Below are 20,007 nucleotides of genomic sequence, written 5' to 3' on the forward strand. Positions count from 1 at the left end.
CGGCCGGGGCGCGGCTGCGGCCGCGGCGCCGCACCGGCCGGCCGGGCCGGCGGTGGAGCACGGCGCCGAACGGCCGGGCGAGCTCGGCGGCGGACGGACCACACCCAGCTGGGCCCGGCGCGCGCCCGAGGAGGACGGCCAGGGGGCCCGCAGCGGCCACGAGCACGGCGGCGAGGTGGGCGGCGGCCAGGGAGGCGAGCACGGCACCGGCCAGGGCGGCGGCCACGGCGGCGAGCACGGCACTGCCCGCCGGCCGTACGGCCCGGCCGGCGGCGACCAGGGCGAGCCGGCCCTGCTGCGCGAGGCGGAGGAGCGGTGAGCGGGCCCCGGAGCACGGCGCCCGGCCCGGCCGGCACCCCCACCCGGGTGCTCTGGCTCGCCAAGGGCCTCGGCCGCGGCGGCGCCGAACAGCTGCTCCTCAACTGCGCCCGCCACGCCGACCGTTCGCGCTACCACGTCGAGGTCGCCTACGTGCTGCCGTGGAAGGACGCGCTCGCCCCCGCGCTGGCCGAGGCCGGGGTCACCGTGCACTGCCTGGGCGGCGCCCCCGGCACCCCGGGCCGGGCCGACCCGCGCTGGCCGCTGCGGCTGCGCGCGCTGCTCGCCGCGCGCCGGTACGGCCTGGTGCACACCCACATGCCCGTCCCGGCCGCCGCCGCCCGGATGCTCGCCCCCACCCTGGCGGGCACCGCGCCGCGGCTGGTGCACACCGAGCACAACGTCTGGGAGCGCTACCGCGCGGCCACCCGCTGGGCCAACGCGCTGACCTACCGGCGCAACGACGCGGTGATCGCCGTCTCGCACGCCGTCGCCCGCAGCATCCCGCCCGGCCGCCGCCGCCCCGGCGACTGGGTGACCGTGGTGCACCACGGCCCGGACCTGGCCGGCGCCCCCGGAGGACCGGCCGCCCGGGCCGCCGCCCGCGCCGAACTCGGCCTGCCGGCCGAGGCGTTCGTGGTCGGCACGGTCGGCAACCTCACCCCCAAGAAGGACCAGGCGACCCTGCTCGCCGCGCACGCCGCGCTGCTGCGCCGCCGCCCCGACGCCCGGCTGGTGCTGGTCGGCGCGGGACCGCTGGACGCGCAGCTGCGGGCCCGGGCCGCCGAGCTGGGCGTCGCCGACGCCGTCGTGTTCACCGGCTCTCGCGCCGATGTGCCCGAACTGCTTCCCGCCCTGGACGTGTTCACGCTGAGCTCGCGCCAGGAGGGCCTGCCGGTCGCGCTGATGGAGGCGATGACCGCCGGGCTGCCCGCCGTGGTCACCCGGGTCGGCGGCATGCCCGAGGTGCTGGACGACGGCGAGCAGGGCTTCCTCGTCCCGCCCGGCGACCCGGCCGCGCTGGCCGAGGCGTTCGAGCGGCTGGCCCGCGAACCCGGCCTGCGCACCCGGCTGGCCGCCGCCGCCCGGGAACGTGCCGAACGCTTCGACGTGGCCGGCGCCCAACGCGCCGTCGAGGCGGTGTACGCGCGAGTCCTGCGGCACTGACCGGCACCGACCGGCGTCGGCGGCGGACCGCCCGCCCGCCGCCGGCCCGGGCCCACCGACGCACCGATGTTTCCCCGTGAGTCCCCCGTGTTGGCCCCCGTATTGGCCCCCGACCACCGATGGGAGAGCGAGTCCGGACGTGAGCGCCCTGCCCGCCCCCGCCGAGCTGACCTACCGCCCGCTCGCCGAGCCCGATCTGCCCGCCGTGCTCGACCTGCTGACCGTCACCCTGGCGGGCGGCCCCACCGGCACCCGCACCGCCGGGTTCTTCACCTGGAAGCACCGCCGCAACCCCTTCGGCGCCAGCCCCGGCATGGTCGCCGAGACCCCGGACGGACGGCTGGCCGGCGTCCGGCTGTTCCTGCGCTGGCAGTGGCAGCGCGGGGACGGCACCCCGGTGGCCGCCGTCCGCCCCGTCGACACCGCCACCCACCCCGACTTCCAGGGCCGCGGCGTCTTCCGCCGGCTCACCTCGGACCTGCTCGACCAGGTCACCGACGAGGCCGCGCTGGTGTTCAACACCCCCAACGGCAACAGCCTGCCCGCCTACCGGAAGATGGGCTGGCAGGAGCTGGGCCGGGTGCCGATCGCGGTGCGCGCCGTACGACCGGCCGCCTTCGCCCGGGGCGTGCGCGCCGCCCTCGCCCGGCGCCCGGCCGGGGCCGCGCGCCCCGTCGGCGACGACTGCCGGCTGCCCACCGCCGCCGCCTGGCTGGACGCCCACGCCGGCGCCGGACGGCACGGCCCGCTGGCCGAGCTGCTCCGCGAACGCGCCGCCGCCGACGCCGTCGACCACCGCCTCGCCGTTCACCGCACCCCCGAGTACCTGCGCTGGCGCTACGGCGAGGCCCCCGGCCTGGACTACCGGGTGCTCACCGTCCACCGCGGCGACGAGCTGACCGGCCTCGCCGTCGGCCGGCCCCGACGGCGAGGCCCGCTGGCCGAGTTCACCCTCGCCGACGTCGTCGTCCGCCCCGGCGACCGGGACAGCGCCGCCCGGCTGCTGCGCGCCGCCGCCCAGGAGAGCGGCTGCGACCACGTCGCCACCCACCTCTCCCCCGGCACCGAGGCCGCCGACGCCGCGCTGCGCACCGGCTACCTGCGCGCCCCGCGCACCGGGATGACCCTCACCGCCCGCACCCCCACCGGGCCCACCCCGCTCGGCATCGCCGACTGGCGGTTCAGCCTCGGCGACCTGGAGGTCTTCTGATGCCGGGGGCGCCCGGGGAGCCCGGGACGCCGGGGGTGGCGGGGAATCCCGGGGTGGCGACGGCCTTCCTCGGCCGCGTCCCCTGGCCGTCCGCCGTCGCCGCCACCCTGGTCACCGGCTACGTCACGCTCTTCGTGCTCGCCTCCGTGCACACCTCGTACGACACCTGGGGCGCGCTGCTGATCCTCCCGGCCCTGATGGCGATCGGCACCCCGATCCTGGCCCGGATCGCCGCCGCCAACCCCGAACGGGACGTCTTCCGGCTGCTGCTGCTGGCGATGACCGCCAAACTGCTCTGCGCCTTCCCGCGCTACCTGATGGCCTTCGTGCTGTACGGCGGCGCGGCCGACGCCAAGATGTACCACCAGAAGGGCAGCGACCTCGCCGCCTACCTCGGCCAGGCCGACCTGCTCGGCGGCGTCCACTACGACCTGGGCATGAAGGTGGCCGGCACCGGCTTCGTCATCATCGTCACCGGCGTGGTCTACGCGATCACCGGCCCCTCGCTGATCGGTGGCTTCCTGGTCTTCTCCTGGCTCGGCTTCTGGGGCCTGCTGCTGTTCTGGCGGGCCCTGCAGATCGCCTTCCCCGAGGCCGACACCCGCAAGTACGCCAAGCTGGTCTTCTTCCTGCCCTCGCTGCTGTTCTGGCCGTCCAGCATCGGCAAGGACGCCTGGATGATGTTCTGCCTGGGCCTGACCACCTACGGCACGGCGCGCCTGCTGGACCGCCGGTTCGGCGCCTTCGCCTGCATCGCGCTCGGCTCGCTGGGCACCGCGATGGTCCGCCCGCACGTCACCGCGCTGGCCGGGGCCGGGCTGATGGTCGCCTACGTCCTGCGCCGCCGTCCGCAGCAGGTCAGCGCGCTGGGGCCGCTGCGCACCATCCTGACCGCGGTGGTGCTGGGCGCGATGGCGGTGCTGATGCTCCAGCAGGTCTCCACCTTCTTCGGCACCGACGGGACCGGCGGGGACGCCGTCAACCAGGTGCTCTCGGAGACCTCCAGACGCACCAGCCAGGGCAACTCGATGATCAACGCGACCGCGCCGGAGGACGCCGCGCCGAAGTTCAGCCTCAATCCGGCGGGGCTGCCGGTGGCGGTGATCAGCGTGCTGTTCCGCCCGTTCCCGTTCGAGGCGTCCAACATCCAGAACCTCATCCAGTCGGTGGAGTGCTTCGCGCTGCTGGTGATGTTCATCCGGGCCTGGCCGCGGCTGAGCCGGCTGCCCCGGCTGTTCGTGCAGCGCTCCTACGTGGCCTTCGCCGCCGTCTACACGCTGCTGTTCTGCTGGGCCTTCTCGACCATCAACAACATGGGCATCCTGTCCCGCGAACGGGTCCAGGTGCTGCCGCTCGCCCTGGTGCTGCTGGTCGTCCCGGCCGCCGCCGCGAGCCGCGGTGCCGCCGCCGGCCGTCGGCCGCCACCGGTGTGGCGGGTCGCGCCCGGCCAGTGGGGGGCCCGGCGGCGGGCCGAGCCGCCGGGGCGCCGGCCGCTGCCGACACCACGGCCCACGTCACCGCCGTCCACGCCGTCCACGTCCATGCCGTCCACCCCGTCCACGCCGTCCACCCCGTCCACATCCATGCCGTCCGTCGCGCCATCGTCGTCAACCATGTCACCGTCACCGTCACCGTCCCAGGGGGGATCGACCGCGCCATGACCACCGACACCCTTGCCCTGCCCGCCGCTCTCGGCGGCACGCCCGCCTTCCCCGACGGGCTGCCGCTCACCCGGGTCCAGGTGCCCGACCGCGCCACGCTGCTGGAGCGGATCGGCACCGTACTCGACAGCGGACAGCTCACCAACGGCCGCACCGTCGCCGAACTGGAGGAGTCGGCCGCCGCGTTCCTGGAGGTGCCGCACGTGGTGGCGGTCTCCAACTGCACCACCGGACTGATGCTGGTCCTCCAGGCCGCGGGCGTCGACGGCTCCCGCCCGGTCGTCATGCCCGGGTTCACCTTCTCCGCCACCGCGCACGCCGCCCACTGGGCCGGCGGCACCCCGCTGTTCGCCGAGGCCCGCGAGCGGGACATCACCCTCGACCCCGAGGACGCCGCCGCCAAGCTGGCCTCCGCCGACCGCCCGGCCGCGCTGATGGCCACCCACGTCTACGGCACGCCCTGCCAGGTCGAACGCCTCCAGGAGATCGCCGACGCCGCCGGGGTACCGCTGGTCTACGACTCCGCGCACGGCTTCGGCAGCCGCCGCAGGGGCGTGCCGATCGGCAACTTCGGCTACGCCGAGGTGTTCTCGATGAGCCCGACCAAGGTCGCGGTGGCCGGCGAGGGCGGTCTGGTCGCCACCCGCGACGCCGACCTCGCCCGCCGGCTGCGCACCGCCCGCGACTACGGCAACCCCGGCGACTACGACACCCTGTTCCCCGGCCTGAACGCGCGGATGAGCGAACTGCACGCCGCCGTCGGCCTCAACTGGATGGCCGGCCTGCCCGAGCGGGTGGCCCACCGCGGCGCGCTGGTGGCCGAGTTCGCCGCCGTCACGGCCGGGCTGCCCGGACTGCGCCTGGCCCTGCCGGAGGAGGGCGACATCTCCACCTTCAAGGACCTCACGCTCATCCTGGACGCCGCCGTCTTCGGCCTCGGCGCCCGCCAACTCGCCGACGCGCTGAGGGCGGAGGGCATCGACTCGCGCCGCTACTTCCACCCGCCGGTGCAGCGCCAGCGCGCCTACGCCCACCTGGGCCAGGCGGAGTCGCTGCCGCTCACCGACCGGCTCGCCGACTCGGTGCTCACCGTGCCGCTGTGGTCGCAGATGGACGCGGCCACCGTGCGCCGGATCGCCGGGGCGGTGACCCGGATCCAGCCGTACGCGGAGCGCCTGCGCAGCAGCTGACAGGGCCTCACCGGTCCGCGGTCCGTTACGCGGTTCGGGTGAACGCGGTTGGACCGCGGGCCCGTTCGGTCGGCAGGATGTCCGGCCGGGGCCCGTGGTCCCGACCCACCCTCCCCCGTACGGATTTGGAGTTCCCTGTGCTCAAGGGATTCCGCAGCTTCCTGCTGCGTGGAAACGTGGTCGACCTGGCGGTCGGCATCGTGATCGGCGCGGCCTTCACGGCCGTGGTCACCGGGTTCGTCACGGCGTTCCTCACCCCGCTGGTCGGGGTGGCGACCGGCGCGGTCGGCGACTTCACCGAGAAGACCTTCGCGGTGGCCGGCACCCGGTTCCCGTACGGGGTCTTCGTCAACGCGCTGATCGGTTTCGTGCTGGTCGCCGCGGTGATCTACTTCGTCGTGGTGCTGCCGGTCGGCAAGCTCCAGGCGAAGCTGGAGGGCGGCAAGCCTGCGCCGGCCGCCACGACGGAGTGCCCGGAGTGCCTGAGCAAGATCCCGGCCGCGGCGGTGCGCTGCTCGTTCTGCACCTCCGAGGTGGCCGGCCGCCCGGGCTTCCCGGCCCAGCGCGGGCCGGTCGACCAGCCCGCCGAGGAGCGCGCCGAGCAGCGTGCCGAGCAGCCGGTCGCCCAGTCCGCCGAGCCGGTCGCCGTCCAGCCTGACGAGCAGTCCGCCGAGCAGACCACCGAGCAGCCGGCCCCGGCGCGCTGAGCGGATCTCACCCATCGGTCCCGTCCGGCACCTCGGCCCGCCTCGGCAGACCTCGAACGAGCCTCGGCCGGTCTGCGCGGGGCCCATATCGGCCCTGACGGGGACTTTATTCCCGAAACATTCACGAGCCCTCGCCGCGCCCCCGGCGGGGGCTCGAATGCGCCGGTGTGCGCCCCGCCCGCAGAAGTTTCTTCGACGGTCCCCGAACCGTCCACCGGCCTGTCACCACACGGCCCTTCGGCGCCCCCGTCCGGACTCCGTTCGAACCCTCGGGCCCGCCGAACGGTGGCCGGAACTCGCCGCCAAAATGTCCGTTCTTCCTACTTTCGAAACCTTTGTTCGGGCGAAGCTTGTGTAAACACTCGAACTGCTCCGCCTCCCAGTCTCCTCAGTAGGCGCGTTGTGGGCTTACCGTATGCCCCATGACCTCGCCCCGCTCCTACGACGGAGTCGGCTACCCCTCTCCGTCCTTCTCCTCCGGCACGCCCATCTACGACAGCCTCGTCGCAGAACGCGGTGTCCCGCAGATCGCGCCCATCAACGTGCCGGCCGCCCTGCCGCCGGCCCTGTCGACCGGGTACGGATCCGGCCTGTCCGGCCCGTCCTACGAGAACAACCGGTACGGCACCGGTTACAACAGCCCCGGCAGCAACCTCCCCGCCCTGCCGCCCGCCCGCCTCGCCCTGGGCCCCGGCCCGAGCAGCGCGCCGTCCTCCGGCCCGGCCACCGCGTACATCCCGGCGCAGCCCGCGCCCGCCTACGCCGCCGCGCCGCAGCCGCCGGTCCCCGGCTACGGCGGCCCGCAGCCGTACCTGCCCGGCCAGCGCCCGCAGACCCCGGCCCCCGGCTTCACCCAGGCGGCCACCGGCGGGTACCAGCCGTCCGGCGGCCAGAGCTTCGGCGGCCAGAACACCTTCGTCGGCGGCCACGGCGGCCCGCAGACCTTCGGCGCCCAGCCGGTCGGCGGCCCCTCCGGTCCGCAGGCGATGGCCGGCCAGCCCCAGGGCCCGCAGTCCTTCGGCGGCCAGCCGGGCTTCGGCGGACAGGGCGCCCAGCCCGGCGGCTTCGGCGGCTCCGGCGAGCAGTCCTTCGGCGGCGCCCAGCTGCGCCCGGCGGTCACCCCGGTCGCCCCGGTCCGCCCGATGCAGCCGCAGCGGCCCGGCCCGTACGGCGAGCCCGGCCAGTTCCAGCAGGGGGGCTACCAGCCGCAGGCCCAGAACTACTGAGGCCACCGCCTCCTCCGGGCCGGCCCCACCCGGCCCGGACCCGCACCACCTAGTCCCACCCGGCGCACCCACATCCGCCGGGCGTACGGAGAAACGGGTCATCCACGGACCGCCCGGAACGCCACCCCACTCGGCGTTCCGGGCGGTCCGTGCGCATCCGCGCGCATCCGCGCGCCTTCCGGACGGCCGTCCGGGCAGACGGGCGCCCGTCCGGGCAGCTCCCGGCACCTCCGCGCAGCCGAGACCACGTCCCGCCGGAACCCGCGGTTCCGGACACCGACCGCGCCCGCCGACGGCCTGGCGGCGACTGGCAGGATGGGGGAATGCAGCTCACCGGACTCCACGTCTACCCCGTCAAGTCCATGTACCGCCTGAGCCCCGAGAGCGCCCGCGTCGAACCCTGGGGCCTGGCCGGCGACCGGCGCTGGATGCTCGCCGACGCCACCGGCCGGTTCGTCAGCCAGCGCGAGAACGCCGCCCTCGGCCAGGTCCGCGCCGAGCTCGCCCCCACCGGAGCGCTCGTGCTCACCGCCGCCGACGGCTCGCGGGCCGAGATCCCCGCCCCCGCCGCCGCGGTCGGCGACCCGCTCGCCGACGTCGAGGTCTGGGGCACCCGCTTCCGCGCCGCCGAGGCCGGCAAGGAGGCCCAGTCCTGGATCGCCGACCACATCGGCGACTACCGGCTGGTGCACCTGGACGACCCGCACGCCCGGCCGGTCGACCCGAAGTTCTCCTCCCCCGGCGACACCGTCTCGATGGCCGACGGCTTCCCGCTGCTGCTCACCACCACCGCCTCGCTCGCCGAGCTCAACGCGCTGATCTCCGCCGAGCACCCGGACGGCCACGAGGAACTGCCGATGGAGCGGTTCCGCCCCAACGTCGTCGTCTCCGGCGGCGAGCCCTGGGCGGAGGACGGCTGGCGGCGGATCCGGATCGGCGAGCTGACCTTCCGCGTGGTCAAGCCGTGCGGGCGCTGCGTGGTCACCACCACCGACCAGGAGAGCGGCGAGCGGCGCGGCCCCGAGCCGCTGCGCGCCCTGGCCCGGCACCACCGGCTGCTGAAGAAGGCGGCGTTCGGACAGAACCTGATCCCCGAGCGCCCGGCCGGCGTCGAGGGCGACGTGCTCGGCACGCTGCGGCTGGGCGACCCGGTCGAGGTGCTGGAGGGCGGCGCGCACTGGCCGGCCGACGGCCTGGTCTGACGGCGGGCGCCCGCCCTCGCGCGGCCGCGTCCGCACCCGGTTCCGCCCGCTTCCGCGCCGGCGTCGGCACCCGCGTCCGCACCCGCGTCCCGGAACCGGACGTGTGCGGGCTCGTTGAAGCCGGTGCCGACGAGCGCGGTCGGCCGACGGCGGCCCCGGCCGCCCGACCCGCCCGGCCCGCGCGGCCGGAGCACCCGCGCGGGCGCGCTACGGTGGGCGGACGACCCGCGCACCCCGGTGCGCCGCGTCCGGGCGCGCCGCAGCGTCCGCGTGCGTCCGGTCCGCAGATCGCCGGCTCGATGAAGGTGGGGACGACAGACCGTCATGGCTGAGCACAGGGTCCGGGTCACCCAGGACAGCGCATCCCGCTGGCGGCGCCGCGCCGGCGAGTACGACACGCTCGCGGAGGCCCTGGCGGCCGCGGAACCCGGCGACACGGTGACCGTTCGACCGGGCACCTTCCGGGAGAACGTGGTCGTCGACAAGGCGGTGACGGTCGTCGCCGCCCAGGGCCCCGGCAGTGTCCGGATCGACCCGCCGGGCGGAGTGCCGCTCACCGTCACCGCCGCGGCGACCGTGCGCGACCTGGTGATCGAGGGCACCGACCGGTCCGCGCCGGCCGTCCTGGTCACCGGCGAGGAGGCGACCCCCGCGTTCACCGGCTGCCGGGTGGAGACCCACTCGGCCGCCGGGATCGAGGTGACCGACCGCGCCCGGCCGACCTTCAAGAGCTGCGTGGTGTCCAACCCGGACGGCCTCGGCCTGCGGCTGCGCGGCGCGGGCACCGCCGCCGCCTTCGAGGACTGCGAGGTCGCCGCCGCCGGCCAGGCCGGACTGGCGGTGCTCGGCGGTGCGGCCGCCGCGCTGGAGCGCTGCCGGGTCCACCACGCCGCCGGCGCGGGCGTGCTGCTCTCCGACCCCGGCAGCGCGGCCGAACTGACCGGCTGCGAGATCTACGAGATCCGCGGCAGCGGGGTGCAGGCCGAGGCCCAGGCGGGCGGGCGGCTGGTCGACTGCGACATCCACCGGGTCACCGGCAACGGGCTCACCCTGGACGGCGAGGCCGAGCTCGTGCTCACCGGCTGCCGGGTGCACGACGTACCGGAGAACGCCGCCGACCTGCGCGGCCGCTCCCGGCTCAGCCTCGCCCACTCCACCGTGCGGGACTTCGGGCGCGGGGCCCTCTCGGTCTGGGACCAGGGCACCGAGGCGAGCGCCGAGTCCTGCCAGATCCACGGCTCGAACGGCGAGTACCCGGCGCTGTGGGTCAGCGACGGCGCCCGGCTCACGCTCACCGACTGCGCGCTGCACGACCTGCCGGACGCGCTGTTCGTCCTGGACCGCGACTCGGCGGCCGTCGCCGAGGGCTGCTCGTTCAGCCGGATCCGCAGCTCGGCGGTGTCGGTCAGCGGCGGTGCGACGGTGACGCTCACCGGCTGCCGGGTCCAGGAGGCGGGCACCGGGCTGTGGTTCCGCGACCACGGCAGCGGCGGTGTGCTCACCGGCTGCGAGATCTCCGACGTGGCGACCGGCGTGATCGTCACCAAGGGCGCCGACCCGGTGCTGCGGGACTGCACCGTCCGGGCCGGTTCGGACGCCGGCGTCTACGTCTCGGCCCAGGGGCGCGGCACCTTCGAGGACTGCCGGGTCTCGCACGGCAAGGGCTTCGGCTTCCACATCATCGACGGCTGCCGCACGGTGCTCACCCGGTGCCGGGCCGAGCAGAACGAGCGGGCCGGCTTCGAGTTCTCCGAGCCCGGACCGGTGGTCGAGGGGTGCACCTCGGACGACGTGCCGGCGGCGTCGGCCGCGGCCGCCGAGATCCCCACCCCGCGCACCCAGCTCACCGCCGCCCCCGCACCCCTGGCGGCCGCCGCGCCCGCCCCGCCCGCCGCTTCGGCGATCGGGCCGATCCCGGACTGCCGGCCCGCCGACGAGGCACTGGCCGAACTCGACGGGCTGGTGGGCCTGGCCACCGTCAAGCAGGAGGTGCGGACGCTGATCGACCTCATCTCGGTCGGGCGTCGGCGTCGGCAGGCCGGGCTCAAGGCGCCCTCGCTCCGCCGCCACCTGGTCTTCACCGGCGCCCCCGGCACCGGCAAGACCACCGTGGCGCGGCTGTACGGCGAGATCCTGGCCTCGCTCGGGGTGCTGCAGCGCGGCCACCTGGTCGAGGTGGCCCGGGTGGACCTGGTCGGCGAGCACATCGGCTCCACCGCGATCCGCACCGCCGCCGCCTTCGACCGGGCTCGCGGCGGCGTCCTGTTCATCGACGAGGCGTACACGCTGGCGCCGGAGGACGGCGCCCGCGACTTCGGGCGGGAGGCGATCGACACGCTGGTGAAGCTGATGGAGGACCACCGGGACGAGGTGGTGGTCATCGTGGCCGGCTACACCGCCGAGATGGAACGCTTCCTCTCCGCCAACCCCGGTGTCTCCTCACGGTTCTCGCGCACCATCACCTTCCCCGACTACTCGGCCGAGGAGTTGCTGGAGATCGCCCGCGCCCAGTGCGCCGAGCACGAGTACGCGCTCGCCGACGCCACCGAGCACGCCCTGCTCGACCACTTCGCCGGCATCGAGCGCGGCCCCAACTTCGGCAACGGCCGCACCGCCCGGCAGGTCTTCGAGACCATGGTCGAGCGGCACGCCATGCGGATCGCCCAGCTCCCCGACGCGTCCACCGAGGACCTCCAGCTCCTTGTCCCCGCCGACCTCCCGGCCCCCCGCCTGCCGTAGGCCCGCCCGCCGCGGCCCGGGAACTTCCGGGCGCCGAAGGACCGTTGGACCCGCCATGAGCACCCTCCTCACCGGCGCGGCCGGTGGCCTGCTCCTCCCGGCCCTCCTCGTCGCGCTCTTCTTCCTCGGCGCGGCCGGGCGGTTGCTGTTCACCCGAAGGGGCGAGCGCGGACCCGCGGACGGTGGGCGCGGCGTGGGCGCGGCAGCCACCGAGGAACTGCACGCGCTGCTCTATCCGGGCAAGCGGGCACAGCTGGAGCAGCGGCGGGTCGAGCTGGTGCTCCGCGACGACGAGCACGACGGGGCGCCGCGCCGGACCGGGATCGACCCGGCGGGTGGCCGGGTGGTGATCCGGTCCGGCGCCCGCCCGTCGTAGCGGGGGTGCCGAGCGTGGCGGTGGGCCGGGCCCGGCAGCGGCGCCGGGCGTGGCGGCGGGGCCGGTCAGACGTGTTCGCCGGCGAGCATCAGGGAGATCAGGAGGTCCAGGCGGTCCTCGGCGAGTTCGGGGCGCAGGCGGCCGCTGCGGGTGAGGGTGACCAGGCCGTGCAGGGCGGTCCAGACCACCTCGGTGAAGGTGTCCGGGTCGTGGGGGCCGGACACCTCGGCGACCGGGGCGGCCAGGGCGGCGAAGGCCTCCTTGAGCGGGGCGGGGGCCTCGGGCCGGCCGAAGGGGAGGCCGGTGGCGAGGGTGAACATGGCGTCGTAGAGGGCGGGGTAGGTCGCCGCGAACCTCGCGTAGGCGCCGACGACGGCGGTGAACGCCTCGACCGGTCCTTCGGCGTTGCGGGGCGCCTCCCGCAGTTCCCCGGCGAGTTCCTCGAAGCCCTCCACGGCGACGGCCGCGACGATGGCGTCCCGGTTGGCGAAGTGGCTGTAGAGGACGGGCTGGCTGTACTCGATCAGCGCGGCGAGCCGGCGGACCGTCACCGCCTCCCAGCCTTCGTCCTCGGCGAGGTCGCGGGCGGTCCTGATGATCAGTTGATGCCGTTCGGCGCGTTCGCGCTCGCGGCGGGCGTGGACTGTCACGCCAAATACCCTAGCAGTGCTAGATATTCGAGCGACGCTCGCACTGATGTTCCATCAGCCTTCTAGTGCCACTAGAACTTCTAGCGACCAATATGGAATTGAGGGGGAATCATCATGTCCGGCACCGGCACCGTCACCGCCGCCCCGAACACCGCCACAGCCGCCGCCGGCACCGTCCGCGAGCGCGTCGCCACCGTCCGCGCCGTGCTGCTCGCGCTCGGCATCCACGGCGCCACGGCGGTGGCGGTCGCGGCGACCGGCGCCCTGTTCCTCACCGAGCACCGGACCGCCTCCTCCTGACCCCGGAACCGGACGGCCCGCCGGCCCGCCGACTCGTCAGCCCGTCCAGGCACCGCCGGCCAGGAAGGACTCCAGGCCGGCCAGGTAAGGCGCGATGTCGATCCGCTCGCCCGCCAGCCACTCGTCCGAGTAGTACTTGTCGAGGTAGCGGTCACCCGGGTCGCAGATCAGGGTGACCACGCTGCCGCGCTCCCCCGCCGCCCGCATCTGCGCGACGATCCGCAGCGCGCTCCACAGCCCGGTCCCGGTGGACGCGCCCGCCTTCCGGCCGAGCACCCGGTCCAGCACCCGCACGGCGGCGACCGAGGCGGCGTCCGGGACCTTCATCATCCGGTCGATCGCCCCGGGCACGAAGCTCGGCTCCATCCGGGGACGGCCGATCCCCTCGATCCGCGAACCGCGGTCGCACACCGCGTCCGGGTCGTCGTGCACCCAGCCGTCGAAGAAACAGGAGTTCTCCGGGTCGGCGACGCAGATCCGGGTGTCGTACTGCATGTAGTGGACGTACCGGGCGATGGTCGCCGAGGTGCCGCCGGTCCCGGCGGTGGCCACGATCCAGGCCGGCTCGGGGTGCGGTTCGAGGCGCAGCTGGGCGAAGACCGACTCGGCGATGTTGTTGTTGCCCCGCCAGTCGGTGGCCCGCTCGGCGTAGGTGAACTGGTCCATGTAGTGGCCGCCGGTCTCCTCGGCGAGCCGGGCCGAGGCCTCGTACACCTCGTCCGGCCGGTCCACCAGGTGGCACTCGCCGCCGTGGAACTCGATCAGGTCGATCTTGGCCTGGCTGGTGGACTTGGCCATCACGGCGATGAACGGCACCCCGATCAGCTGGGCGAAGTAGGCCTCGGAGACGGCCGTGGAGCCGCTGGACGCCTCGATGACCGGTTTGCCGGGGCGGATCCAGCCGTTGCAGAGCCCGTAGAGGAACAGCGAGCGGGCCAGCCGGTGCTTGAGCGAGCCGGTGGGGTGGGTGGACTCGTCCTTGAGGTAGAGGTCGATGCCCCACTCCGCCGGGAGCGGGAAGCGCAGCAGGTGGGTGTCGGCCGAGCGGTTGGCGTCGGCCTGGACCTTGCGGACCGCGTCCTTGAGCCAGCGCCGGTACTCCGGGTCGGAGCGGTCCGCGTCGACGGTCGGTTCCATGCCCGGCTCCACGCTCTGTCCCACGGTCGGTTCGGTCCCCATGCCACTCTCCTCGTGCGAGTCCCCCTGGAAGCCCCCCTCCAATGCTCACTACGAGTGTACGGGTGTCACGATAAGTAACATTATCTGAAGCTCTAGGCTCCGCTTATCGCCCCGCTGCGCACCCACTGCACCTCCGCTACTGCCCCGCTACCGCCCCGCCCACCCCGCGGCCACCGACTGCGGGTCGGCCAGGTACGGCAGCCAGCCCAGCTCGGCCGCCCCGGCGAGCGCGCTGTGCTCCAGCTCCGCGCCGACGATCGGAACCCGCCCGCTGCGCCCCCACAGGCTGCGCTCGGCGACGACCGCGCGCAGCCGGTCCGGCGCGGCCTCCAGCAGGTCCAGGTGCAGCCCGCTGAGCACCACCCGGTCCGGGTTGAGGATGTTGGCGACCCCGGCCAGGCCGAGGCCGAGCCGGTCGATGACGTGCTCGACGGCCGCCCGGGCCCGCTCGTCGGTGGCGGCGGCCCGGCAGAGCTCGCCGGCCTGGTCGAGCAGCGGCCGGTCCGGGGCCGGGGTCAGTCCGGCGGCGGCGAACAGCGCGTCCGGATCGGTCTCCGAGTTGAGGCAGCCGCGGTTGCCGCAGCCGCAGGGTCGGCCCTGCGGGTCGACCGTCAGGTGGCCGACCTCCAGGGCGAGTCCGGCGCTGCCGGTGTGCAGCCGCCCGTCGATCACCAGCGCCCCGCCGACGCCGCGGTGGCCGGAGGTGACCAGCAGCAGGTGCCGCGCGCCGCGGCCGGCGCCGTGCCGGTACTCGGCGAGCGCGGCCAGGTTGGCGTCGTTGGCGATCGCGGTGGGCAGCGGGTCGAGCGCGTGCGGCCCGTGGTCGGCGCGGCCCACCTCCACGTCGTAGAGGTCGGCGACGGGCGTGCCGCTGGGCCAGGCGAAGTGCAGCGCGGCCAGCGCGGTGCCGTCCGGCTCGGTGACCGGGTTGGGCAGCGCGAGCGCCGCGCCGAGGCAGCGCCGCTCGGTGCCGCGGGCGAGTTCGGCGCCCGCCTGGGCGACGGCGCGCAGCATCCGCACCGGGTCGGTGGCGGCGGGCAGCGGCAGGTGGACCGGCGGGTCGAGCAGGCCGCCGAGACCGGCCAGGGTGACACTCAGGCCGTCGGCGTGGATCTGCCCGGCGACCACCACCGGACCGGCGGGGTCGATGGCGAGCCGGTGCGAGGGGCGCCCGCGGCCGCCGCCGGCCGGGCGGGAGTCGACCGTGATCAGGCCGAGCGCCTCCAGTTCGGCGGTGACGGCGCCGGCGGTGGCCCGGGTGACGTCGAGCGCGCGGGTGAGCGCCGAGCGGGTCGGGGTCTGGCCGGTGTGGATCAGCTGCAGCGCGGGGCCGAGCAGCGTCCGCCCCCGGTCGGGCGCCGAGCGGCGGTGGGCGTCGCGCTGCGCGTCGTGGTCGGCCCCGGTCCCGGGCTTCGGGCTTGAAGGTGAGAGCTGCACGGACCTATTGTTACTTTGTGCCGCTCCGAAACAAAATCCGTCCCGCCGGCCCCACCGGCCGAGCATCCTCCCAGTCTCGCAGCATCGCGGCGAAATCCCCCAGCCCGTCCGCGCACTCCCTTGCCTCCTGGGGCACCGCCCGGCTCGCCCTCACCGCCTTCTTCGCCGTCGACGGCCTGCTCTTCGCCGCCTGGGTGGTGCGCATCCCGGACGTCCGCAGCCAGGTCAGCGCCTCGCACAGCGCCCTCGGACTGGCCCTGCTCTGCGTCTCGGCGGGCGCCGTCGCCACCATGCCGGTCGTCGGCCGGCTCTGCCTGCGCCACGGCTCCCGGCCGGTCACCGTCGCCTCGCTCGCCCTGCTCGCGCTCTCCGTCCCGCTGCCCGCGCACACCCACTCGGTGGCCGCGCTCGGCGGCGTCCTGCTGCTCTTCGGCGCCGGCTACGGCGGGGCCAACGTGGCCATGAACAGCGCCGCCGTCGAGATCGTCGGCGAACTCGGCCGCCCGGTCATGCCCAGTTTCCACGCCGGGTACAGCCTCGGCGGCCTGCTCGGGGCGGGCGTCGGCGGCCTGCTCGCCGGCCCGCTCTCGGCCGCGCAGTGGCTCGCGCTGGCCGGACTCGCCGGACTCCTGGTCACCGTGGCCGCGGGCGTCGCGCTGCTGCGCAGCCCTGCGCCGCGACCGCTCGCCACCACCCCGACACCCCCGTCCTCCCCTTCACCCGCCACGCCCGCCGCGCCCGCCGCCGGCCGGATGCTGGTCCTGCTGCTCGGCCTCACCGCCCTGTGCACCGCGTACGGCGAGGGCGCCGTCGCCGACTGGACCACCCTGCACCTCACCGACGACGTCCACGCCGGCGCCCGGGTGGCCGCCGCCGGCTACGCGGCCTACGCGCTCGCCATGACCACCGGGCGGGTCGGCGGCACCTGGCTCTCGCTGCGCCTGGGCCAGCACCGGGTGATGGTCCTCGGGGGCCTCACCGCGGCGGCCGGGATGCTGCTGGCGGCGCTCGCACCCTTGGTGCCGCTGGCCGTGGCCGGGTTCGTCCTGGTCGGGCTCGGCCTGGCCAACATCTTCCCGCTCGCCATCGCCCAGGCCGGTGCCGCCGGCGGTCCGCAGGCCGTCGCCCTCGCCTCGACGCTCGGCTACGCCGGCATGCTGATCGGCCCACCGGTGATCGGCTTCCTCGCCGACGCGACCAGCCTGCCGCTCGCCCTGACCACCGTCGCCGCCACCGCGACCGTCGCCGCCGTCCTGCCCCTGACCGCCCGCCGCCGCCCCCACTGAACCGTCACCCCGCCCCCACCGGCCGTCGTGCGAGGATCACGCCATGACGAACACCACGGCTCCGGTCCGGTTCCTGCGTGCGGCCGAGCGGCCGGCCACGGCGTGGCGCAACGGGGGCGGGGTGACCAGGGTGGTCGCCGGGGAGCCCGCGGCCGGCGGGCCGGACGACTTCCGGTGGCGGGTCAGCCTCGCCGACGTCGCCACCGCCGGGCCGTTCTCCGCGTTCCCCGGCGTCGACCGGGTGATCACCGTGGTCGAGGGCCCGGGCATGGCGCTGACCGTCGACGGCGTCGAGCACCTCGTCGACGCGCCGTTCCGCCCGTTCGCCTTCTCCGGCGACGCGGCCACCGACTGCCGGCTGCTCGGCGGCCCGCTCGTCGACTTCAACGTGATGACCCGTCGCGGCCACGCCACCGCCGCCCTCGTCCTCACCGAGCGGCCCGGCCCGATCGTCGTCCCGGCGGACGCCACCGTGCTGCTGGTCTGCCTCTCCGGCACCGCGACCCTCGACGGCGCCGCCCTCGCCCGCTACGACGCTGCCCTCCTCACCGCCCCGGCCACCCACACCCTGATCCCCGACGGCACCACGGCCGCCCTCACCTTCCGCAGCCCGACGCGGGGCTGACGGCAGCCGCACCCGGTCGCCCGAACAGGCGCCCGGCGGAGCCCGACCAGGTCGAACCCGGCCACGGCCGGCGGCACGCGCGAGCGCCGCCGGCAGCATCCGAGTCCCGAGCCCGGACTCCGGGCCCGGTCCCCGGTCAGGCCTCCGACTCGTCCGGCAGCCGCAGGTCCCACCCGCCCAGCGCCCGCAGCTGCGCGGCCGTCACGTCGTCCGGCAGCGGCCGCGGCGGCTCGGTGCGGAACGGCGGCTGCCAGCCCTCCTCCGCCGTCCACCGGCGCACCGCCTTGGCCGGGGCACCCGCGACCACCGTGTGGTCGGGCACCTCGCCGCGCACCACCGAGCCGGCCGCGACGACCACGTTGCGGCCCAGCCGGGCGCCGGGCAGGATCACCGCGCCGGTGCCGATCCAGCTGCCGGAGCCGATCTCCACCGGCTCGTTGCGCGGCCACTGCTTGCCGATCGGCAGGTCGGTGGCCCGGTACTCGTGCGCCTGGTCGGATATGTAGACGCCGGGGCCGGTCCACACGTCGTCGCCGAGCACGATCGACTGGTGGCCGACGATGTGGCTGTCCCGGCCGATCACGCAGCCGCCGCCGATCCGCACGATCGGATCGGGGCCGAGGTCCAGGCCGGGCAGGAAGCCCGCGCTGATGGTCACCCGTTCGCCGATGATCGAGAACGGTCCGATGGTGATCCACTGCTCGTTGAAGACCGCGCCGAGCGGGAAGGTCAGCTTCGTCCCCGCGCCCAGCTCGCCGAACCGGTACGGCCCGGGGTTCTCGCTGGACACCGCGCCCGCCCGCTGCACCCACTGCCAGCCCCGGTGGACGAGCCGGCCCGTGGCGCGCCGGCCGCCGGCGCGGGCGGCGCTGAACAGGGAACGCGTGATCGACATGCGCTCACGTTACCGGCCCGTAGGGTCCGCCCGGCGACAGGGCGGCCAAGGTCACACACCCCCGCCGCGACCGCCCCGGGGGGCCGTCGACCGGATGCGGCACCCTGCCCGATATCTCGAAAACCTGTTCGGAAGGCGATGTCCGAAGACCGCCACTGCTGACAGACTCAAAGGCATGGAGATCACCGCGCACCTCGACGTCCTGCGCCGCGAGGGCACCCTGCTCGCTGACGCCGCCGCCCGCACCGACCTCACCGCCCCCGTCCCGACCTGCCCGCAGTGGCGGCTGCGCGACCTCGTCCTGCACACCGGACAGGTGCACCGCTGGGCGACGGCCACCGTCCGGGACCGGCTGCCCGCCCCGATGGACGCCGAGCGCCAGCAGGCCGTCTGGGGGCCGGAGCCGGACGACGCCGACCTGGTCGACTGGTTCCGCACCGGCCACGCCGCACTGGTCGACGCGCTCACCGCCGCCCCGGCCGACCTGGACTGCTGGAGCTTCCTCCCGGGGGCCGACCCGCTCGCGTTCTGGGCCCGCCGCCAGGCGCACGAGACGGCCGTGCACCGGATCGACGCCGACGCGGCAGCCGGCACCGAGGGCCCGCACACCGACCCGGAGTTCTCCCAGGACGGCATCGACGAACTGCTGGTCGGCTTCCTGAGCCTCCCCCGCTCCAAGGTCCGCGGCGAACGGCCGCGGACACTGCGGATCAGCGCGAGCGACGGCCCCGGCCGCTGGCTGCTGACCATCGGTCCGGAGCCGCTCACCGTCGAGCGGGCCGAGCGCGCCGAGCAGGCCGAGCGCCCGGCCGACCTGACGCTCACCGGCCCGGCCCGCGACCTCTACCTGCTGCTCTGGAACCGCCTGCCGGCCGGCACCGGGCGAGTGGTCAGCACCGGGGACGAGACCCTGCTCGACCTGTGGCGCGCGACCGCGACCATCGGCTGACGCCCCCGGGTGCCCTCCGGCGCCCGGCGAGCCCGCGGGGCGCGTCAGCGCACCCAGCGCGCCGGGCGCTTCTCCAGGAACGAGCGCATGCCCTCCTGCGCCTCCTCCGAGCCGAACAGCCGCGCCGACAGCTCCACCAGCTCGTCGGCGTCCCGCTCGAAGGAGCGCACCACCTCGGCGTTGGCGAGCCGCTTGGACTGCGCGAGACCCTGCGGCGAGCCCAGCCGCAGGGCGTCCAGCAGGCCCTTGAGCGCGACCTCGGCCGCCTCCGGCGCGTCGACGGCCTGGGTGATCAGGCCGATCCGGGCGGCCTCGGCGGCGTCGAAGACCTCGCCGGTCAGGTAGTAGCGGGAGGCCGCGCGCGGGTCCAGCTTGGGGCGCAGCGGCAGCGAGATGACGGCCGGCGCGAGCCCGAGCCGGACCTCGGTGAAGGCGAAGGTGGCGGCCGGTCCGGCAAGCGCGAGGTCGGCGGCGCCGAGCAGTCCGAGCCCGCCGGCCCGGGCGTGTCCGTCGATCACGGCGATGACGGGCTTGGCGCAGTCGACGATGGCCCGCTGGAGGTCGACCAGCCCGCGCGGTCCGACCGTCGGGTCGGCGCCGGTCGCCTCCGAGAGGTCCGCCCCGGCGCAGAACACCTTGCCCGTGTGGGTCAGCACGACCGCGCGCACCTCCGGGTCGGCCGCCGCCGCGGCGAGGCCGGCGGTCAGCTCGGCCATCAGCCGGGTGGAGAGCGCGTTGCGGTTGTGCGGCGAGTCGAGCGTCAGGGTGGTGACGGCGTCCTCGGTGGTGACGCGGACGAGGGGCGCTTCGCTGGTCATCGGTGCGGTCCTGCTTTCCGGCTGAGGGTGGGTCGGAACGGACGGCCCGCCTCCGGTGAACCCACGGGCGCG

Annotated in this window: 17 protein-coding genes and 2 pseudogenes; 14 read left to right on the top strand and 5 right to left on the bottom strand. The window is 75.5% G+C overall.

Going from position 1 to position 20,007, the window contains the following annotated elements; all coding sequences use genetic code 11:
• The 10 genes and pseudogenes from ACFU9E_RS34270 to ACFU9E_RS34315 all read left to right on the top strand — a co-directional run.
• Nucleotides 1-319 (top strand): annotated as a pseudogene (locus tag ACFU9E_RS34270) (hypothetical protein); the annotation flags it as partial.
• Nucleotides 316-1,485: a glycosyltransferase gene (locus ACFU9E_RS34275; protein WP_380690047.1), complete on the top strand. Its 1,170-nt coding sequence runs from the start codon at nt 316-318 to the stop codon at nt 1,483-1,485. The pseudogene ACFU9E_RS34270 and the gene ACFU9E_RS34275, both read left to right, overlap by 4 nt.
• 139 nt (nt 1,486-1,624) lie before the next feature.
• On the top strand, nt 1,625-2,695 hold the full coding sequence (locus tag ACFU9E_RS34280) for a GNAT family N-acetyltransferase (protein ID WP_380715640.1): 1,071 nt from the start codon (nt 1,625-1,627) through the stop codon (nt 2,693-2,695).
• 53 nt (nt 2,696-2,748) lie between these two features.
• The gene (locus tag ACFU9E_RS34285; protein WP_380682206.1) at nt 2,749-4,356 is read left to right on the top strand and encodes a hypothetical protein; all 1,608 of its coding nucleotides are present in this window, start codon (nt 2,749-2,751) and stop codon (nt 4,354-4,356) included.
• Nucleotides 4,353-5,546, top strand: a complete 1,194-nt coding sequence (locus ACFU9E_RS34290; RefSeq protein WP_380682207.1) for a DegT/DnrJ/EryC1/StrS family aminotransferase — start codon at nt 4,353-4,355, stop codon at nt 5,544-5,546. Before ACFU9E_RS34285 ends, ACFU9E_RS34290 begins: the two co-directional genes overlap by 4 nt.
• A gap of 137 nt (nt 5,547-5,683) precedes the next feature.
• A pseudogene (mscL, locus tag ACFU9E_RS34295) lies at nt 5,684-6,094 on the top strand (large conductance mechanosensitive channel protein MscL); the annotation flags it as partial.
• A gap of 581 nt (nt 6,095-6,675) precedes the next feature.
• Nucleotides 6,676-7,479, top strand: a complete 804-nt coding sequence (locus ACFU9E_RS34300) for a DUF6643 family protein (RefSeq protein ID WP_380682208.1) — start codon at nt 6,676-6,678, stop codon at nt 7,477-7,479.
• Nucleotides 7,480-7,802: 323 nt separating this feature from the next.
• The gene (locus ACFU9E_RS34305; protein ID WP_380682209.1) at nt 7,803-8,681 is read left to right on the top strand and encodes an MOSC domain-containing protein; all 879 of its coding nucleotides are present in this window, start codon (nt 7,803-7,805) and stop codon (nt 8,679-8,681) included.
• Nucleotides 8,682-9,005: 324 nt separating this feature from the next.
• Nucleotides 9,006-11,420 carry a right-handed parallel beta-helix repeat-containing protein gene (locus ACFU9E_RS34310; RefSeq protein WP_380682210.1) on the top strand — a complete coding sequence of 805 codons (2,415 nt, stop codon included), beginning with the start codon at nt 9,006-9,008 and terminating at the stop codon, nt 11,418-11,420.
• Between the two features lie 55 nt (nt 11,421-11,475).
• Nucleotides 11,476-11,796 (top strand): DUF6191 domain-containing protein, encoded by a 321-nt coding sequence (locus tag ACFU9E_RS34315; RefSeq protein ID WP_380682211.1) that lies wholly within the window; start codon nt 11,476-11,478, stop codon nt 11,794-11,796.
• Nucleotides 11,797-11,861: 65 nt separating this feature from the next.
• Here the strand turns inward: ACFU9E_RS34315 and ACFU9E_RS34320 are convergent, their stop codons facing one another.
• Nucleotides 11,862-12,446 carry a TetR/AcrR family transcriptional regulator gene (locus ACFU9E_RS34320; protein ID WP_380682212.1) on the bottom strand — a complete coding sequence of 195 codons (585 nt, stop codon included), beginning with the start codon at nt 12,444-12,446 and terminating at the stop codon, nt 11,862-11,864.
• Nucleotides 12,447-12,560: 114 nt separating this feature from the next.
• Between ACFU9E_RS34320 and ACFU9E_RS34325 the strand changes: the two genes are divergently transcribed.
• Nucleotides 12,561-12,746 carry a hypothetical protein gene (locus ACFU9E_RS34325; protein WP_380682213.1) on the top strand — a complete coding sequence of 62 codons (186 nt, stop codon included), beginning with the start codon at nt 12,561-12,563 and terminating at the stop codon, nt 12,744-12,746.
• A 36-nt stretch (nt 12,747-12,782) separates the two neighbouring features.
• On the opposite strand, the gene ACFU9E_RS34330 is transcribed toward ACFU9E_RS34325, so the two are convergent.
• Together ACFU9E_RS34330 and ACFU9E_RS34335 are read right to left on the bottom strand one after the other, a co-directional pair.
• Nucleotides 12,783-13,925: a PLP-dependent cysteine synthase family protein gene (locus ACFU9E_RS34330; protein ID WP_380682214.1), complete on the bottom strand. Its 1,143-nt coding sequence runs from the start codon at nt 13,923-13,925 to the stop codon at nt 12,783-12,785.
• Between the two features lie 147 nt (nt 13,926-14,072).
• Nucleotides 14,073-15,263, bottom strand: coding sequence for an ROK family protein (locus ACFU9E_RS34335; RefSeq protein ID WP_380682224.1), 1,191 nt, complete (start codon nt 15,261-15,263; stop codon nt 14,073-14,075).
• A gap of 116 nt (nt 15,264-15,379) precedes the next feature.
• Between ACFU9E_RS34335 and ACFU9E_RS34340 the strand changes: the two genes are divergently transcribed.
• Both ACFU9E_RS34340 and ACFU9E_RS34345 read left to right on the top strand, forming a co-directional pair.
• Nucleotides 15,380-16,648: an MFS transporter gene (locus tag ACFU9E_RS34340; RefSeq protein ID WP_380682215.1), complete on the top strand. Its 1,269-nt coding sequence runs from the start codon at nt 15,380-15,382 to the stop codon at nt 16,646-16,648.
• A 43-nt stretch (nt 16,649-16,691) separates the two neighbouring features.
• Nucleotides 16,692-17,273 carry a HutD family protein gene (locus tag ACFU9E_RS34345; RefSeq protein ID WP_380682216.1) on the top strand — a complete coding sequence of 194 codons (582 nt, stop codon included), beginning with the start codon at nt 16,692-16,694 and terminating at the stop codon, nt 17,271-17,273.
• A gap of 136 nt (nt 17,274-17,409) precedes the next feature.
• Here ACFU9E_RS34345 and ACFU9E_RS34350 read toward each other — a convergent pair whose 3' ends face one another.
• On the bottom strand, nt 17,410-18,168 hold the full coding sequence (locus ACFU9E_RS34350) for an acyltransferase (protein ID WP_380682217.1): 759 nt from the start codon (nt 18,166-18,168) through the stop codon (nt 17,410-17,412).
• Between the two features lie 175 nt (nt 18,169-18,343).
• Between ACFU9E_RS34350 and ACFU9E_RS34355 the strand changes: the two genes are divergently transcribed.
• Nucleotides 18,344-19,117 carry a maleylpyruvate isomerase family mycothiol-dependent enzyme gene (locus ACFU9E_RS34355; RefSeq protein ID WP_380682218.1) on the top strand — a complete coding sequence of 258 codons (774 nt, stop codon included), beginning with the start codon at nt 18,344-18,346 and terminating at the stop codon, nt 19,115-19,117.
• A gap of 44 nt (nt 19,118-19,161) precedes the next feature.
• Here ACFU9E_RS34355 and ACFU9E_RS34360 read toward each other — a convergent pair whose 3' ends face one another.
• Nucleotides 19,162-19,935, bottom strand: coding sequence for an enoyl-CoA hydratase family protein (locus tag ACFU9E_RS34360; protein WP_380682219.1), 774 nt, complete (start codon nt 19,933-19,935; stop codon nt 19,162-19,164).
• Nucleotides 19,936-20,007: the final 72 nt, after the last annotated feature.

It is taken from the genome of Kitasatospora sp. NPDC057595, from assembly GCF_042800875.1.
Lineage (GTDB): Bacteria > Actinomycetota > Actinomycetes > Streptomycetales > Streptomycetaceae > Kitasatospora.